This is a genomic window from Microcoleus vaginatus PCC 9802 (assembly GCA_022701275.1).
In the GTDB taxonomy this organism is placed as follows: Bacteria; Cyanobacteriota; Cyanobacteriia; order Cyanobacteriales; family Microcoleaceae; genus Microcoleus; species Microcoleus vaginatus_A.
This window is the reverse complement of record CP031740.1, coordinates 5,102,116-5,119,180: the sequence shown is the minus strand read 5'-3', so window position 1 is coordinate 5,119,180 and position 17,065 is coordinate 5,102,116. Positions and strand designations below refer to the sequence as shown.

The window sequence follows — 17,065 nt, the reverse complement described above, 5'->3', positions numbered from 1 at the left end:
AATAAAGCTGTGATGATATTTCTTTTTCCTAGCGATTACTTCAATCCAAAACACATTGATGAGATGTACATCGACCAAGCTGCATCGCTGAATAACGCAGGATTCAGCACAGCCGCTATTTGCTTAGAATCCTTGGGGGACAATTCACCTAAAATCAGCCCGCCGCTTCCCCAAAACTCAGAAGTAGTTTACAGAGGTTGGATGCTTTCACCCGAGGTGCTTGAGGTCGATCGCGCTTAAATCAAATGTGGAATCAGGGCGCTCAAACTTAAATTAAATATTGCAGTAAGGGCGATCGCCACAAATTTTTACGAAAATAGTTGATTTTTCCGAAGGGTTGTGTTATACTAGGTTAGATGCGGGAGTATAGCTCAGTTGGTTAGAGCAGGTGACTCTTAATCTCAAGGTCGAAGGTTCAAGTCCTTCTACTCCCATGCCAAATCCTGAACCTAAATTTATCGAAACTCACGAGTGCAGTCAACTGCTGTAGCGGTTCGATGCGTCGGGGTGTTTGCCTTGTCGGATTTTTAACGCCGATCGACCGATCGGATCAGTCGATCGATAAAAGTGCGATCGTCCAAGCTATTTTTAAACTGAATAACGACAGGAAATGGTGATTAGCTATGATGGCAAGTCTCTCGGTGCGCTGCTATGCGGGCGATCGCGATTTAAGTGCGATCGCCCATTTAATCAATACTTGCGAACAAGTCGATCGGCTCGATGAAGGTACTTCCATATCGGAACTGCAACAAGAATTTAACGCCCCGTTTTTCAACAAAAGTCGGGATATTCGCCTTTGGGAAGATGCGGAAGGAAAATTAATCGGTTTTGCTCAGTTGTCAGTTTCTGAGCCTGGGGAAGTAATTGACGGTTGGCTGTGGTTTCGCGTCCACCCGGAGGCGCGCGGAGGCGATGTGGAAGCAGCCGCGATCGCCTGGGGTGAAGTGCGGATGCGCGAAGTGTCTGCGATGCGCGGCGCGCGCGTGAAGTTGCGAACCTACGCGCGCGCTGAGGATTGCGATCGCATTTCTGTGCTGACAAGCTGCGGTTTTAAGGTCGATCGCTATTTTTGCCGAATGGCGCGATCGCTCTTGGAACCGATCCCAGAACCGCAATTCCCCGAAGGCTTCTTGCTGCGTCAATTCCCGGGCGAACAGGATTCCGAAGCTTGGGTAGAAATGTTCAACCAGTCGTTTATCGATCACTGGAATCATCACGATTTAACGGTGGATAAATTTAAGCACGAGTTAGCTAAACCCGATTACAGAAATGATTTAGACTTGATTGCTGTTGCTGATGACGGCACATTTGTCAGTTTTTGTTACTGCGAGATTAGTGTGCAAGAGTGCGATCGTACCGGGCGCAATGAAGGGTGGATTGCTTGTCTCGGTACGCGGCGCGGCTTCCGCAAAATGGGATTGGGACGAGCTATGTTGCTCGCTGGTTTGCATCGACTGAAAGCTGCGGGTGTCGCTACTGCTATTGTCGGCGTCGATGCTGAAAATCCCTCCGGTGCGATGGGACTTTACGAGTCTGCTGGCTTCCACAATATTCGCGACAGTATTTCCTATGTTAAGGATATTTAATCCATGTTACAGTTGGCGATCGCGCTTTGACCCAAGAAACCCGGTTTTTTACCGGATATGCGGGTAGCAACGAAATATTTTCCTGAAAAAACCAGGTTTCTCGCCACTCGTGTAAGTTTTATCTAAAAAACTTTTGCTACCCCCTTGACACTTGTGTAGTATGAATGTAGTATATAAATATGGAAAGCGCAGGACAAGCAAAAACCTGTATTTTTCGTGCCAATTCTGAACCTTGACAACTAAATATTGTTCAAAATTTCAACGAAGATCAATTTGAAAGTCTTGTAATATAGACTTGATGGTCATGTTGTTACTTTATACGAGACTGTTCGGTTACAAACTGACTCTGGCCGAGTCAGATGTTGTACGAACTCAGTCTAATTTCAACGAATTTAATGCGGATTCAGAACAGACAAGTTCAGCCAGATTTCAATCAACCAATAAGGCTGAGGAAATCCGCAAGCTCAAACAAGCTTATCATTTAGAACGGCGCTTCTTTCAGTAAAGATTATCAGATTTCGTGAATCTTTACCGATACTGGCAATTTGCTAAGTCTCACAAAAAGCCAAAGTCGAGAGCAGATAAGCTACTAATCCAAAATCCAACATTGCTCTAGGAGGTATCGGTAATGGTTCACATTCGTTTTGAAGGACGTTCCTATGACGTGGCAGAAAACCAACTGGGTATCGCGGCAGGAATGAGCGACAAGGCTATTAGGGAACGTCTGGCCAATCATTTTGATGTCAAGGGCGATCGCTTCGAGTCTTACGTGCTCGATCGCCGTCCCAGCGGCGATTTAATTGTTCGCCCCGAAGCGGTTTACGGCTAGAAATTCACTTAAAGCACGTATTAGACAGCGCACCCCAACTAAAGAAGCTTACAAACTGGATACGTTCGACTTAAAATCGAATTGTAGGTTCGAGTCCTACTTGCCGTGAGGCTGAAACAAAGCTTCTCTGACTTGTGCGCTGCCTTTTATAGCTGAATTTTTTATATCTTTCAGGCGCTTAAAAGTTCCACTTCGCGCCCCAACAAAGGAAGCTTACATACTAGCTCATTGGTAGAGCAATTCCCTGTTAAGGAAAAGGTCGCGGGTTCAACTCCTGCGTATGTGCCAACGGCTTTCTTAACTTGCGTGGAGTGACTTTTAATGCTATAAAAGGCAAAAATAATTGAGCAATTTAGAAGAATCACAAGTCAAAACTTTCTAGTTTAGAGATTAGAAAAATTTTGTTCCGCACCCTAACGAGTGAAGCGAATACACACATTATAATCGATTTGTCGCAGGTTCAAATCCTGCCAGCCCCGTTTAAGGGGCTGTAGCTCAGGGGTAGAGCCATCGGACAGTCAAAACGCTTTGTAAACTTGTGCGGAACATCTCATCTTTATAAAAAGTTAGATAGAACAGTGGTGTGTGAGGAGACTTAAATTATGAAAAATACAACTCTAATTTACCGATCGCCCAGCGAGATAGACAGTCTGATTCACGCTTTCCAAGAATGCAGCCTGCCGCGAAGTCAATGGACGCACGAAGCGCATTTAACCGTTGCCCTTTGGTATCTGTTTTATGATTCGGAACAAGAAGCGATAAATGCGGTGCGGAATGGCATTAAACGTTACAACTCGGTTCAGGGAATTGAGACTACAAAAGATGGCGGATATCACGAAACCCTAACGCTGTTTTGGGTGCGAACTATTCGCCGGTATCTCGCCGATGAAAGCCGGAATCGATCGATGGTAAATCTTGCTAACGGTTTGATTGCAAAATATGCCGATCGCACTTTACCATTTCGCTACTACACGCGCGATCGGCTGATGTCTTGGGAAGCTCGAAATAACTGGGTTGAACCAGATTTGAGAGCGATAGAATTAGAAACAGTTTCCCTGAAATAGTTAATTTCAAATCGCAGTTTTTGCCGCGCCCCAATCGCGAGAGCTTACATACAGACCCTATTAGGTTTAGCCATAGGTTTACTAAAAAAAGCTCCCCAAACTTGCGCGGTGATTTTTAAATTTTACTCGCTAGCGTGCAACAACTGCCAACCGCCGATTTGGAATACTTCTCAAGTCCAAAATCCAAAATCAATAGGAAGGTAAAAACAATGAATATGAATACAGCAGAACGCGATTTGCGTTTGGAAATGCTCAACAGTCTGCTCACCACTCCTCACCGTGTATTAGAAAAAGTAGCAGAAATTCACAAGTTAATTATCGAATTAGACCCCATTTTTTACGGTCATTTAGCAGTGTGGTATCAACGCCACGGCGACGTGCGCGATCACAAGGAAGTTTTTGCCGGAAATTTGCTGACTTCGGCGCTGACGGAACACCGAGATGCCGGTTTTATGATGCTGCAAGAGTTCCCTCCCTACGAGGTTTCGCGCATTGTGGACTTTATGAAGCGGCACCAGAATAAGGTGCCGCGCAGCGCGCGCACTGCTGTCACTCGCTATCTGAAATCGCGGGAAAAGAATGCACAGTTTTTCGATCGCGCCGCCATCCGCAACCGCAAGGCGATGAAGCATTTGTACGCAACGCTGCACGTCAAGCCGAGCGATCGCGCTAATGCTATTCTGTTTAAAGACAATCCGCCGGAAGACTCTCTGGCATTCGTTTTGAAGCAGTTAGCAAAGGCGGCGACACCTGCGGAACAGGCGAGTTTGATTGTTGAGTACAAGATTCCGTATACGATCGCAGTTGGTGCGATCAAACAGCTAACGCCAACGGTTTTGGCCGCGCTGATTAACTCGATGTCGCCGCAGGAAGTTATCAACAATTTGAAATCGATTCAGTCTCGCGGCGCGATGGAACACCCGGAAGTCAAGCAGTTGATTGACTCGAAGCTGGATGAAGCGGCAAAGTGCGATCGGGTTTCTGCTTACAAAGCGAGTGTGGCGGGCGCGGGCGCGAACTTCGACGCAGCAACGGCGGCGAAGCTGGAAGCGGTGACAAACGAACAGGTGAAGAAGCGTGGCAAGATTGCGAAAGCAACTGGTTTGCTGATTGACAAGTCTGGTTCGATGGAAAGTGCGATCGAAGTCGGAAAGCGTCTCGCGGCCTTGATTTCGGGCATTTCCGACGCGGCACTGTTCGTTTATGCCTTTGACACGATGCCATATCCAGTGCAAGCAAACGGCAGCGAATTGACAGACTGGGAACGCGCTTTCAAGCACATTCGGGCGGGCGGCGGCACAAGTTGCGGTTGCGCGGTGGAAGCAATGCGGATTAAAAAGCAGGTAGTCGAGCAATTTATCATCGTAACAGATGAAGGCGAAAACTCTTCACCTTACTTCGTGGATGCTTATCCGAATTACTGCCGCAGGTTGGGAGTAATTCCTGATGTTGTGATTGTGCGAGTTGGTGCTTGGTGCGAATATGTTGAGAAGCAATTAAAGGACAAACAAATATCGGTGGAAACCTTTACGTTTGCCGGCGATTACTACTCCTTGCCGAATTTAGTGCCGATGTTGAGCCGTCCTTCGCGACTGGAATTGTTGATGGAAATTCTGGATACGTCGCTGCCTGTGAGGGATGACAAGTGATATAATGGGGCATGGCTCGTGAGTTAAGCTCGCGGCCAATGCTCACCTTATTTTTTCGAGGAGGGAGCATAAAATTGAAAAAATGATTCAGGGTTTGCCAGATGAGTGCTGAGGGTGAGAGCGATCGCGTAGAACGTCAGGCCGTTTTTCAGCCGGAGTTTTTAGAAGACCTAGAATATTGGGTACAAACTGACCGCAAGATGGCGTTACGCTTAATCAAAATGGTCAGAGAAATTCTGCGAGACCCGTTTGAAGGCATTGGCAAGCCGGAACCCTTGAAATATGAGTTTTCTGGCGCGTGGTCGCGTCGCTTGAATAAAGAACATCGTATTGTTTATTTAGTTAGTGATGACCGTATTGATTTTCTGAAAGCGCGCTATCACTATTAGTAAAGTGATAAAGGTTGAGTCATTAAGTTAGTCGGAGTTATAAATTTATGTCAACTGAGATTACATACACTGAAGCTGAAGCAAATTTTAAAGATTTCTGCGATCGCGCTGTTGAAACTGGGGAAGTAATAGTTATTACTAGACCTAACGGCAAAAATGCGGTTTTGATTTCTGAGGCAGAATTAGAAAGTTTGCTAGAAACGCTTTATTTGCTGAGGTCGCCTGCTAATGCAACTCGCTTGTTAACGGCACTGAAGCGAGCTAAATCAAGAGTCATTCAACCTCAGACACTCGATGAAATTTGCCAAAAATTTGGGCTTGATGAAGAGAATGATACTGAAAAAATCCTACAAATGAGAGTAAAGTAATAGAGTGAGGAATCCGAGCGCCCTTTATTCCACAACTCCCGGCTGCCTTTCCTCAAGCGATTCCTATTATTGCCTTTTCACATCGACTTCTTCCTTCTTTCTTCGGCGATAATTTCTAGTAATTCTGGATTAGCGATGGATGACACTAACTGGGAATCAGCAGCAGCTAAAGCAGCGCGCAACTTTTCTGCAGTCAGTGCAGGATATTTCTCTAAAACCTGCTGTTGAGTCCATCCCGCAGCAAAGAGCCCCAGCAAAAATTCTACAGACAATCGAGTTTCTGGGGCTGCTGGTTGACTTGTTGAAGCTTTCGGGTTTGGATGAATGAGCTTTCGCCAGTCCATTGTTTTACTTAAACGATTTGGGAAGATTCCGCCGATTATACTGCATTTGGGCACAGTAGAAACACGGGCCTCGTTGATTGATTGTGTAACATGATACGGCAGGTAATTCCATTTTAGATTTGAGATTTTAGATTGCGAATCACTGATGACAACCAGGGTTTGGAGTTTGGCGACAGTGGCATTTTTTTTGAGCTGGTGTCATTTCCCCATTTTGCGATTAAATTGTTATTACGATCGCAGTAAAGCGGTTTCTTATAGACTAGAGTGATGGGGTAGCGACGGGGCGATCGACCTTTTTGCTTCAGTCCGTTTCTATAGCAAACTGCGTTAGCGAAGCCCTCGAAGAGGATCGCGCTAAATCTCAACGAACTGTGCAACGAACTGTGCAACGAACTGTGCAACGAACTGTGCAACCCACAATACAACTACTTTAACTTCTTAAAACTATGGGAAAAAAGTCGAAAGCCAAAAAATCCCAGCTCAAAAAATCCAGTTTGCTCTGCCAGCGACTCCAAGAAGCTCTCGATCGAGGCAGTAAAGTTTGGATTAAAACAAATAATAGCAGTTTCGGCGGCATCCCGACTAATTTGTTCGGGGAGTTTGTGGAACTTTTGGTGATAGTTCCCCCTAACGAACAGGCGGAACATATCGATGCTTACGGACAAGTTACGTGGCTGATTCGACTCTCTGATATTATTGCACTCGCTTACCCTACTGAATATTGGTCTAAAGATAGATTAGAAACTTTGCTGCCACCAGATGCAGTTACTTCCGAAGTAGGAGATTAACTGCGTAGGGTGTGCATTGCGTACCCTAATTTTAGCTGAGTTGTATTTGGTATGGTGTGCAATGCACACCATACATTTACTATTTTTTAAGCTGCTTTCGCACCCAACATCTACACCTCTTCCACCGATTTTTATCCCTTTAATTAGTTGTTGCAAGCTGAAAGCTGCACTTTACAACTGCCGCCCTCTAGTTCGCTGCAACCGGCAAGAGCTTGAGCTTCTGCTGCTTCTTTATCGTCACCCCAGCCCGCACCTGCTCCTCCTTTGCCTACTGCGATCGCTCCACAATTATTGCTATTAGAGGTCAGGGCTTCGCAGTCGTTCGCACCTCCGCTTTTTTCATTGCAGACGGCTACTGCTGCGTTTAGTGCTTCTTTCTCTGTCGCATGATCCCAACTAATACCAGTGGCGTCAGAAGTCGGAGAATAAGCAGTAGCTCCATAGGTGTCCTGAGCTTTCGCTACCTGGACTGAGCCAAAAAGAGGAAGTGTCAAAGCAGTGACTACAACCCACTTAGAAAAAAGCTTTTGCAGCATATTTACTTAAGATATTTACAAGGTTAAGTTGCAAGGTTCGCTCAATATTAGATTAGGAGATTAATTCCTGTCAATAGTGTTGAGCAATCTTTATGTTTTCTTAAAGTAAAAGTGTTTTCGGTAACAAAAAGTAAGATGATGGAGGTCAATTCAGTGCCAGATATCCGCAAAATCCTCAGCCAACTCGCTGCCCAAGAAGCGCACCTACTCGATACCCAATTCCTGGCTCCTTGCGTGCCCGGGGGAAGCGTGCGGATAAGAGTTAGCTCATTGATTTATAATTTTCAACCGCAGCCACGCAACTTTGAAGGGTGGGGTATTTTTGCGCCAGTAAATGAAAAAATTGCTGCGGTAATTGAGGAGCCGAGTTTGCCGCAAATTGCCGAGTATTTGCAACTGCTCGTACCCGTTCGCTTGCACTTGGCTTACGTCTTGCAAGGGCAAACGTGGCTGGCTTATCCTGTTAACGAATCTGATGCTAAACAGCGCACTGGTGTTGCGAAACCCGTACCAGTTCATTTAGTAACAGAAGGTTCGCAGTTTGAGCCGATCCTTGCGCGGTGGGACGGTCATTGTTTGTGGTTTGAAGAGATTGACAGACGCGCCGATCCGCTGCCGTCTGAGAAGTTAAAAGCAGCTATAAAAAAGTTGATTTTGCCTCAAGAAGTTCGCTTTAAAGGGATGACACCGGAAATGCGAACTGTTTATGAATTGGTGTCCCGAAATATTAAAGATTTCGATCCGAAAGTGCGGGCCCAACAGCGCTTGCAGCGGGCGCTAAAAATGGGCGGCGGTGAATTGCGGGATTTTGGCGATCGCCAAAATTATTGGCTGGTTGAATGGACTAGCGGAACGGGAGAACACCACACTTCTGCGATCGCCAAAAATGACTTGACAGTTATGAGTGCGGGGATTTGTCTCAGCGGATTGGACAAAGACTTCGACTTGCATTCATTGGTTGGAGTCGTCGAAAATCGCTAATTCTTGATTACCATGAGTATATTTTTTCACGAACAACTTTACAGAAGTGCCGCAGTGATGTCGCAGATCAAAAATTTCCCGGTAACGGTGTGCGGGGCGGGTGCCTTGGGTGCGAATATTACAGAAAGTCTGGCGAGATCGGGCTTTTGTCAGTTAAAAGTCATCGATCGCGATCGCATTGAGGAACGCAACCTTTCCACTCAACCCTATTATCGATCGGACATCGGCGCATTCAAAGCCAAAATTCTCGCCAACAACCTCTACCGCGCTTTGGGAGTCAGCATTGACGCGCACTCAAAAGAATTGACACCCGCCAATGCCGATCGGCTGCTTGCCAACAGCGCCGCTGTCATCGATACTTTTGATAACAGTGTCGGCCGACAAGCAGTCAAGGATTACTGTGCGAGTGTCTCCCTTCCCTGCGTGCACGTCGGATTAGCTGCCGATTACTCCGAAATAATTTGGAACGAACACTATCGGGTTCCTTCAGCGGCGAATGATGACGTTTGCGATTACCCACTGGCGCGAAACTTGGTAATCCTGACAGTTGCAGTTGCCTGCGAAGTTATTGTTACCTTTGCTGCTACCAAAGAGCAACAAAATTTAACTTGCACGATCGGAGATTTTGCACTAAAGCCACTTATATTGTAGAATGTCGGTTGACTGTTGCCAGAAACCTGGTCAATCAAGATTGGATGCCCCCATCCTATAAACCCGGTTTCTCACCCTCAAACAATCGTCCAACTTGCAAAAAACGCTTTAAAAATTAACAGGGAAAGTATGGCCGGATCACAGACTTTTTATTATTTACTAGGAATTTTCGCCCTATTAGTTTTGACGGGCACAAGTAGAGCAAACTATGCAGCAGGCTCGGCAGTTTGCTACACTGATGATTGCCATCGACCCGCAGTGAGACAGCATAAAAGGATTTTAAAATGCGGCTCGAAAGGGCACGATGTGAAGAAACTGCAAAAGTTGTTGAACGCGCGGGGCTTGTCCCCACACCCGATCGTAATTGATGGCGTGTTCGGTCCGACAACCGAAAATGCAGTGAAGAAATTTCAGCGGCAAGCTCATATTCCTGTAGACGGAGTGGTAGGAGGCAAAACTTGGGACAGACTGTTTGCTAGTTCGTAAATTTAAGCACTGCACAACAAAGGTTCCTAAGTCATTATTGCTAATCATTAATCGCTGCCGTTTGTAGTTGCACAGATAGCGCATTTTGTGCAACTACAGACACAGAAGCTTTAATCAACAATCAATCGCATACTAGATTGCTAATGAATGAAGTTTTAGATTTTTGGTTTGGTCGAGCGCAGTCTCCTGAGTTTGGCAAAGCCCAAAAGAAATGGTTTGAAAAAGATGCGGATTTTGATGCAGAAGTGCGATCGCGCTTTATGCAGCAATACGAACTCGCCGCCTCCGGTAAACTCGACTCATGGCAAGATTCCCCGGAAAACTGCCTAGCATTAATTCTACTGCTCGATCAATTTCCGCGCAATATGTTTCGCGGAACACCCCAAGCATTCGCCACAGACAACAAAGCTTTAGCCACCGCCGAATACGCTGTTAATAATAAATTCGATCGCGAATTGCTTACTGTCCAAAAATTATTTGTTTATCTGCCTTTTGAACACAGCGAAAACTTAGAAAACCAGCAAAAATCTGTGGAACTATTTCGCCAACTCAGTGGCGAACCTGACAGCGATTCAGTCATTGAATACGCGATACAGCATTTGGAAATAATCGAGCGTTTTGGGAGATTTCCCCACCGCAATGAAATTCTCGGACGCGAAACAACCCCCGAAGAAGCGGAATTTCTCAAACAACCCGGTTCTGGATTTTAAAGTGCGATCGCAAAATCTCGATCGTTCTGATATATTTGAGGCTTGTAGAGGCAGTTTTATGCCGCAATCAGAACCAACAGCAGAGAATCTCTCTACAAAACCCGCCGCAACCCAGCGAATCTCAAATTGAATAGTGAAATTAGAAAAGAAGATAAATTCTTGATTCAACAAAAAGTATACGAGGGTGAAGAATTTATCGCTCGCCCAATCGTCAGCCGCGATACTGCACCCGATAAATCCGGTTGTTCGCTTCCTCAGTAAACAGCAAACTCCCGTCAGGTAAAACCAGCAAGCCAACCGGGCGTCCCCAAGTTTTCGGGCCCGACGGATCTGTGAGAAAACCAGTCAGAAAATCCTCATAATAACCTTGAGGGCGTCCGTTCGCGGCATTAAAAGGTAGAAACACGATTTTATAACCAGTTCCAGCGTTCCGGTTCCAACTCCCGCGAAACGCCACAAACGCCCCGTTCGAGAATCTTTTGGGAAACGTTTTGCCGTCGTAAAACTGAAGCCCCAAAGCCGCCGAATGCGCCTGAAACAGCACGTCCGGCATTAATGTTTTAGCCGCTAAATCAGGTCGATCGCTATTGCCATTTCTGGAGTGGCGCGGGTCGAGCAAATTCGGCTTAAAATAAGTGTAAGGCCAGCCGTAAAACTCGCCTTGACGAATTCTTGTTAAGTAATCCGGCACCAAATCATCTCCCAAACCATCGCGTTCGTTGACCGTCGTGTAGAGTTGATTGGTTGTTGGGTGAAAATCCAATCCCACCGGATTTCGCAAACCGGAAGCAAAAATTTGCTGGTTCTTGCCGTCCAAATTCATCACTTGAACAGAGGCCCTCGGCAGCGGCTCGACATCGGCATTAGACTGCGATCCAACTGATACGAAAAGCTTGCTCTTGTCGGGGGAAACGACAACATTTCGCGTCCAGTGTTGATTGTAGCCGCCGCCCGGTAAATCGGCAATTTTTTGACCGGCACCACTCAATTGTTCCTGTCCTTTTGTGTAGGGAAATCGGCGGACTTCAGCGGTATTTCCGAGGAAAAAATAGCGATCGGCAAAAGCCATGCCAAAAGGAATATTTAACCCGTTTTGGGCACTTGCAAAAGTTTTGCGAACCTCAGCAACGCCGTCGCCGTTGGCATCCCGCAACAGCGTAATCCGATTCTGTCGCGTTTCTGTTACCAAAACATCGCCTGTCGGCGTCAAAGTCAGCCATCGGGGAGCGTCTAAATTGTCAGCAAAAACGTTGACCACAAAGCCAGCAGGCACTCGCAGCACTGGCGATGCGGGAATCGGTACTACTTGAGGAGGTTTTGAGGCGCTTTCGCTGGCTCCTGGCCGTGGCAAAGAAGTTGCAACAATGCGGATTGGCTGCGGCGACAGCGGTTTGGTCGGTACAATTTGATTTGTGCCAACATTTGTCAGCGGTGCACGGGAGGGAATTTGCGACACGGGGCCGGTGTCGCCAACAGCAGGGGCGATCGCATCAGTAGCTCGATCGCACGCAATCATCGGCAACAGCAGAATTAGCAGCAAGAAACGCAGGTAATACATAGCAGCGATTTCTCCACAATTGCTGGACAATTCTATTATTCTAACTGCTATTAAATAGCTAAGCCACCGCCGACGCGGTGGCTTAATTCCATTTACTGATACCAGTTGCAAAAAAGAATCCAACTGTAGGCCAGTGTTCCAAAGTTTGAGCTTGATCAGTCAATCAATTTTAGATTTTAGATTTTAGATTGAAGAAAGCGACCTCACTGATAACTCCGAGGGCTTGCGATCCGGATTCGAGCTTTTTTCTCGCTCCACGAATGAATCACGGGGCTTGTGACCACATTGCTTTTGGTCATTCGCAATTCTCTAATCGAAAATCGAAAATCGAAAATCGAAAATGGTATAACCTAGCTCTACCACAGTCCTCTCACAGGAGCCGGAGCCTGACGAGGAGCCGGAATTGGACGGGGAGCCGGAATCGGAGCCGGAGCCGGAGCCGGACGAGGAGCCGGACGCGGTGCCGGTTCAGGAGCCGGACGCGGTGCCGGTGCTGGGGTCGCGGGACGAGCAACCGTTGTGGCTACCACCTTATAATCGGGGATCACCGCGATATTTTGTATCTGAGATCCGGCGACGGTAGCTCTGACTTTCATTCCCGGTACTAAGCCAATAATTCTCAGGACGCATCTTTGAATCCTGAGAGTCCTGTACGGCGCGCTTTCTTCGCGAATAGTTACTACGTCGCCGACAATACTTTTGACAAAACCGACAATGGTTCTAGTGTTTGCTGTGGTGGTGGTTTGCGTTTGGGCTATTTGAGTTGCAGGGTTAGCCATCGCAGGATGTACTGAGACCGCCGAAATTACCACCGACAGTGTTGCACCTGTCAATAATTTGATGTTCTGAAGACGCATTGAAACCTCACATTAACTGCTATTCAGGGTCGGGTTTGCTTCCGCTGCGCGAAAGTCCCAACCTCTATACCTAATCCAGTTTAATCCCCAGAGTAGGAAATTTATGACAATCTCAAAAAAAGATTATCGAACAAGTATTGAAAGACTAAATTTTACATCATAAGTTCCCGATTTACAACAAGTTCAGCGGTTCGCATCTCTAGAGTGTTGCCGTGATATATTGAGTTTATTCGATCAACCGTAGCAGTTTTTTTCCGCCAACCTAACTATTGCTGGGGGCAACTCTACCCAAAGACAGATTGTGCTTGCCGGATACAGCAGCGCCATAGTTTGAATACTCGATCGCCAGTCGGTCATGGCTAAAAAATCAAATTAGTCGGAGGTATAATTTAATCATTTTCTGGCAATATTTACGCATAAACCGGGTTTTATCACGACATTCTATTGCGTAAGTCCACTGAGCCGCTTATAAAAACCTTGTTTTTTTCGTAGTATTATTGCCTAAGCTTTATGTTGAGTTACAAGTTATCAGTGGTGGAATTTCAACTAAACACTGTGCAGCGCAGTGGCCGTCAAAAAGCCATCTCAAAATTTTTCTCCTCGGGTGCGGTTGGCGGATAATTAGATAGGAACTTTGTAGGAACTGCTGGTGAGGAGTTTAGCGAACAAAACAATGGTGAAGAGCAAATTTTTGTTTAACAAGTTAATTGTACTGAGCTTGAGTGCAGCCGCGCTGTCGGTCGGCCTACAGCAGCAGGCGACGGCCGAAGTGGTGGCTAATTCAAGTAATAGTGCGATCGCAGCGCAGCGGCCCACATCCGAGACAAAATTGCCGAATCTCGGAACCCCAGAACTGCCGCCCCTGGGAGAACCATTTCGTTATATTCCCCAGGAACCAAAACCTGCGGTAAATCCTATTGAGGAAGTGCGTTTAGTGCTGAAATTGCGAGAACGCCGCGTCTATGTTTACCGACAAAATAAGGTGCAAGCCAGTTTCCCGGTTGCTGTGGGAAAAGGCGGGTGGGAAACTCCTACAGGCAATTTTAAAGTTATGCAAATGATCAAAGATCCAGTTTGGCAAAATCCTTGGACAGGAGAACTTATTCCTGCTGGGCCCGACAATCCATTAGGGAGTAGGTGGATGGGGTTTTGGACGGATGGCAAGAATGTGATTGGTTTTCATGGTACTCCGAATCCAGAGTCGATCGGGGGGGCGGCTTCTCACGGCTGCGTCAGAATGTTTGATAAAGACGCACAGGCTTTATTTGAGAAAGTCGCAGTTGGCACACCGGTGATTGTGGAGCATTAATTATTTGGAGGTTGGGGTGCATAAAAACACATGAACAGGCAAGATGCCTGTTCCACAAAGACTTAAATTTGGTTGTGGGGTGGGCAGGAGAGCCCGCCCATGAAAGACTTATTGATAATGCAGCTATTGGGTGAGTTAAAACTTACATTTTGCACCCCTCTCAGCAACAGGCTTTCCGGCCTGTTCCACAAAGAGTTAAATAGATTGCTGATATTTTTCCAGCAACTCCGGGATGTAATCGTAGCCGTCAACACCGATCGCCGGAATGATATTCGCTCGACTTTTCGCCAAAGATTGTTTAAAAGATTCCGCCCCCATTTGACCCCGCAAAATTGTCAACAAACCAGCCGATTGACGCCACTCCATCGCTCCAATTTGCTCCAAAGTATACATCCCCAAACTGCCCGCAAATATCGCTTTTTCTAGTGAGTTGGTTCTGTAATAAGCTTGAGCCAAGTAAGCCAAATTCAGACCTTGCAAATATAAATCCCCTGAGAATTGAGCAGCTTGCCAACCTTTGAGCAAATATTCGATCGCAGCTTCAGCATTTTCCAGGGCGATTTTAGCAAGACCCAGACTGCTGGAACAAAAAGCTTGACTTTGGCGATCGCCCAATTTTTCTGATAGCAACAAACCTTGTTCCAAATAACCGATCGCACTCTCGTAAACCTCCGGTTCCACCTCCTCCAACTGCCGCGCTTGAAACACTTCGCTGTAACCCAAATTAGCCAGGGCATTTGCCTCGCCTTGCCTTTCTCCCGCTTGTCGTGCCATAATTAAAGCCCGCTGGCTGTAATTAATCGCTTCCTGATAATTTTTTTGAGCAACATAGTTGCGGCTGATGTGATTGAGATTGGCAACTTCGCAAGCTTTGTCTCCTTCGGTACGGGCAATTTCCAGCGCTTGCTTGTGCAGCAAGATCGATCGCTCGTAGGCCCCAGCCGCCTGCATCGAATAACCCAAAAGCGTCAGAATCCGAGCTTTCGCTTGAGTGCCTTCAACTCGCCGCAGCGGTTCGTCTAAATAATCCAAAGTATGCCGCAGCGCTTTACCATCAAACGAAGCAAAAATTCCCCCGTAAAGCGGAAAGTATTCCCGCTGGGAAAAAGCGCGCAAAATTTGCAAAGTTACTTGAAAACAAGCATTTGCCAACTGCTCGCCACTCTTGGTAGAATTATTAAACCCACTAGCTAGCTGACTCCAAATTACCGCAAAAGTAATGTAAGTAGAAATTGAAGCTTTTGTTGAAACTTTGGAATCATAAACTTGCTTATCAAACCATGTCGCCAACGCCCGTTGCAAGCACTGCAAAATAATCGCCACTTCCACCAAGATGCCTAAATCTAAACTCGATTGCTGGGCGGCGAATTGAACTACAGATTCACCGACTGCAATAGTATTCAAAAGAGCCTGGGGAAAGGGACTGTTAACTTTTTTTGCCCAAAAAGCCCAAGGCCCATTTTGTTCGGGACTACCGGCAAATCCTAGCTGCTGCGGCTGATAAATCCAGCCCACAAGTTCCGGTTCCAAACGCTGCCAAGATTCTAAACCTTTGGCAATACCAGCGGTGATTTGCTGCAAATCTTGTTCGGTTTCGGGATTGGCAGTTTGCAGCATTTGTTGGTGTAGGGATTTTGCCAATTGCTGCAATTGAGCCAGAGTCAGCGGATGTTCTTTATTCGGATCGATTACTTGCAATAATGCCAGGAGGCGGGCGTTAGATTCGGCGGTAACGATTTGTTGGATTGAGGATGCAATTGCGCGATCGACGCGGTTATCTTTCTGCCAGCGTTCCCATTCTCCTTGGATGGTTTTGAGAGATCGCAGGGTGCGATTTGCCTTTGCTTGTTTGATTTCGTCTTTTTCATTTCTGACTTGATTTTCGGCGGCATCAAGGCGTTCGCCGAAACAGCGTTCAAAGATTTCGCCAGTACCGGTACTAATGTCTTGCACCAGCATTTGATAAACTTGTTCTTTGGAGCGAATTTGACCTTTGAGGGTGATTTCGACAATTTTGTCGATTAGGGCTAGGTAGCGATCGCGCAATGAGGTAGATTCAGGCATAAGTTATTTTTAGTTAATAAATTTTTATGGACAGCGCTTGCAGCTTGCACCATTTCATGCTGCTACTTAATTTTACAGCTCATCTGGATTAATGCCCATTGCTCGCAGTCGATCGGCTAATGGATTGGCCCGCTGACTTTCAGATTCGGCTAGCTGCCTTTCCAATTGAGCTCGCTGTCTTGCAAATTCTTCTGAGTCAGAACTAAATTGCCATTAACATCATACCAGCGCAGCCACAACCTCTGATGTTCCAAGAAAGAACCTTACCACAAACCCAAACTCAACTTTATTTCCAGTATCCAGAATCGAGAACCTGTTAACACTTGTTCGCGGTAAAGGTTACCAACTAACCGAAATACTCTCAATAGGTTGTTGTATTTGCTAAAAATAAAGTAATAAAGAATCTTCAAAATTATCTCGTAAATCTGCCACTTAGTCTGCGGTTTTTTTTGTTCCGATTCGGTCAGCCCCAAATTTTCATCTTCCTTACCTAGTGACCGAAATTAGATGACGATTAAAGGAGTTGTGGCTTCGTCCCAAAGGGCGTAACTTGGGCGCAAGTCTCTGTCTCGGTAAACTCTCCAAACTTCGACAACTAAATACCAATCGGGTCTTTTGTACCAATTGGGATGATTGGATTCGTAGTAGAGATTTATATCGCTAGCAGAGAATACGCAATCGCCTGGATAATTAGGTATAAAGCAGCGATCGCACAACTTTTGTGATTGCCCGGGTGATATTCGTCAAGCAAGCCTGGGAGATCCGGGCCTTCACTTGCTAGAGCGTACATCGTCAGCAGCACTTTTGTTTGCGTTGGGCGAATCGGGTATGTACATTGTTATACAATTATCCCTGCGAGATCTTAACGAGATTCAGGCGGTATGGTAATTGTTACA

The 17,065-nt window shown here is 46.3% G+C and carries 19 protein-coding genes, 2 tRNA genes and 1 pseudogene; 16 read left to right on the top strand and 6 right to left on the bottom strand.

The features are described 5' to 3' along the window. The first annotated feature begins 12 nt into the window (after nucleotides 1-12). From D0A34_20925 to D0A34_20880, 10 genes are all read left to right on the top strand, one after another. On the top strand, nucleotides 13-240 hold the full coding sequence (locus tag D0A34_20925; protein ID UNU20993.1) for a hypothetical protein: 228 nt from the start codon (nucleotides 13-15) through the stop codon (nucleotides 238-240). Between the two features lie 120 nt (nucleotides 241-360). After that, a tRNA-Lys gene (locus D0A34_20920) sits at nucleotides 361-434 on the top strand. Between the two features lie 189 nt (nucleotides 435-623). Next, nucleotides 624-1,586 (top strand): GNAT family N-acetyltransferase, encoded by a 963-nt coding sequence (locus tag D0A34_20915; protein UNU20992.1) that lies wholly within the window; start codon nucleotides 624-626, stop codon nucleotides 1,584-1,586. Between the two features lie 298 nt (nucleotides 1,587-1,884). After that, a complete protein-coding gene (locus D0A34_20910) occupies nucleotides 1,885-2,091 on the top strand; it encodes a radical SAM protein (protein ID UNU20991.1) in 207 nt (68 codons plus the stop codon). A gap of 123 nt (nucleotides 2,092-2,214) precedes the next feature. Then, on the top strand, nucleotides 2,215-2,415 hold the full coding sequence (locus tag D0A34_20905) for a hypothetical protein (protein UNU20990.1): 201 nt from the start codon (nucleotides 2,215-2,217) through the stop codon (nucleotides 2,413-2,415). Between the two features lie 215 nt (nucleotides 2,416-2,630). After that, a tRNA-Asn gene (locus D0A34_20900) sits at nucleotides 2,631-2,703 on the top strand. Nucleotides 2,704-3,017: 314 nt separating this feature from the next. After that, a complete protein-coding gene (locus tag D0A34_20895) occupies nucleotides 3,018-3,479 on the top strand; it encodes a hypothetical protein (GenBank protein UNU20989.1) in 462 nt (153 codons plus the stop codon). Between the two features lie 209 nt (nucleotides 3,480-3,688). Beyond that, nucleotides 3,689-5,128, top strand: coding sequence for a VWA domain-containing protein (locus D0A34_20890; GenBank protein ID UNU20988.1), 1,440 nt, complete (start codon nucleotides 3,689-3,691; stop codon nucleotides 5,126-5,128). Between the two features lie 101 nt (nucleotides 5,129-5,229). Beyond that, nucleotides 5,230-5,517 carry a Txe/YoeB family addiction module toxin gene (locus tag D0A34_20885; protein UNU20987.1) on the top strand — a complete coding sequence of 96 codons (288 nt, stop codon included), beginning with the start codon at nucleotides 5,230-5,232 and terminating at the stop codon, nucleotides 5,515-5,517. Between the two features lie 47 nt (nucleotides 5,518-5,564). After that, complete coding sequence (locus tag D0A34_20880; GenBank protein ID UNU20986.1) at nucleotides 5,565-5,885, top strand: type II toxin-antitoxin system prevent-host-death family antitoxin; 321 nt, start codon at nucleotides 5,565-5,567, stop codon at nucleotides 5,883-5,885. A 77-nt stretch (nucleotides 5,886-5,962) separates the two neighbouring features. Here the strand turns inward: D0A34_20880 and D0A34_20875 are convergent, their stop codons facing one another. Beyond that, complete coding sequence (locus D0A34_20875) at nucleotides 5,963-6,229, bottom strand: DUF433 domain-containing protein (GenBank protein ID UNU20985.1); 267 nt, start codon at nucleotides 6,227-6,229, stop codon at nucleotides 5,963-5,965. Nucleotides 6,230-6,675: 446 nt separating this feature from the next. Here D0A34_20875 and D0A34_20870 point away from each other — a divergent pair, with 446 nt between their 5' ends. Continuing rightward, on the top strand, nucleotides 6,676-7,017 hold the full coding sequence (locus D0A34_20870; GenBank protein ID UNU20984.1) for a hypothetical protein: 342 nt from the start codon (nucleotides 6,676-6,678) through the stop codon (nucleotides 7,015-7,017). Nucleotides 7,018-7,160: 143 nt separating this feature from the next. Here D0A34_20870 and D0A34_20865 read toward each other — a convergent pair whose 3' ends face one another. After that, the gene (locus D0A34_20865) at nucleotides 7,161-7,553 is read right to left on the bottom strand and encodes a DUF4189 domain-containing protein (GenBank protein ID UNU20983.1); all 393 of its coding nucleotides are present in this window, start codon (nucleotides 7,551-7,553) and stop codon (nucleotides 7,161-7,163) included. A 153-nt stretch (nucleotides 7,554-7,706) separates the two neighbouring features. Here D0A34_20865 and D0A34_20860 point away from each other — a divergent pair, with 153 nt between their 5' ends. From D0A34_20860 to D0A34_20845, 4 genes are all read left to right on the top strand, one after another. Further along, the gene (locus tag D0A34_20860) at nucleotides 7,707-8,534 is read left to right on the top strand and encodes a hypothetical protein (GenBank protein UNU22395.1); all 828 of its coding nucleotides are present in this window, start codon (nucleotides 7,707-7,709) and stop codon (nucleotides 8,532-8,534) included. Nucleotides 8,535-8,546: 12 nt separating this feature from the next. Then, entirely contained in the window at nucleotides 8,547-9,185 is a 639-nt protein-coding gene (locus D0A34_20855) for a ThiF family adenylyltransferase (GenBank protein UNU20982.1), read from the top strand. Between the two features lie 129 nt (nucleotides 9,186-9,314). Beyond that, nucleotides 9,315-9,671, top strand: coding sequence for a peptidoglycan-binding protein (locus D0A34_20850; GenBank protein UNU20981.1), 357 nt, complete (start codon nucleotides 9,315-9,317; stop codon nucleotides 9,669-9,671). 113 nt (nucleotides 9,672-9,784) lie between these two features. Next, nucleotides 9,785-10,381, top strand: coding sequence for a DUF924 domain-containing protein (locus D0A34_20845; GenBank protein UNU20980.1), 597 nt, complete (start codon nucleotides 9,785-9,787; stop codon nucleotides 10,379-10,381). A gap of 211 nt (nucleotides 10,382-10,592) precedes the next feature. Here D0A34_20845 and D0A34_20840 read toward each other — a convergent pair whose 3' ends face one another. After that, complete coding sequence (locus D0A34_20840; protein UNU20979.1) at nucleotides 10,593-11,939, bottom strand: sorbosone dehydrogenase family protein; 1,347 nt, start codon at nucleotides 11,937-11,939, stop codon at nucleotides 10,593-10,595. 356 nt (nucleotides 11,940-12,295) lie between these two features. Further along, entirely contained in the window at nucleotides 12,296-12,796 is a 501-nt protein-coding gene (locus tag D0A34_20835) for an autotransporter (protein ID UNU20978.1), read from the bottom strand. Nucleotides 12,797-13,469: 673 nt separating this feature from the next. Here D0A34_20835 and D0A34_20830 point away from each other — a divergent pair. Next, a complete protein-coding gene (locus D0A34_20830; GenBank protein UNU20977.1) occupies nucleotides 13,470-14,105 on the top strand; it encodes a L,D-transpeptidase in 636 nt (211 codons plus the stop codon). 195 nt (nucleotides 14,106-14,300) lie between these two features. On the opposite strand, the gene D0A34_20825 is transcribed toward D0A34_20830, so the two are convergent. Together D0A34_20825 and D0A34_20820 are read right to left on the bottom strand one after the other, a co-directional pair. Beyond that, the gene (locus tag D0A34_20825) at nucleotides 14,301-16,169 is read right to left on the bottom strand and encodes a tetratricopeptide repeat protein (protein UNU20976.1); all 1,869 of its coding nucleotides are present in this window, start codon (nucleotides 16,167-16,169) and stop codon (nucleotides 14,301-14,303) included. Between the two features lie 72 nt (nucleotides 16,170-16,241). Then, nucleotides 16,242-16,582, bottom strand: a pseudogene (locus tag D0A34_20820) (hypothetical protein). Nucleotides 16,583-17,065 lie beyond the last annotated feature (483 nt).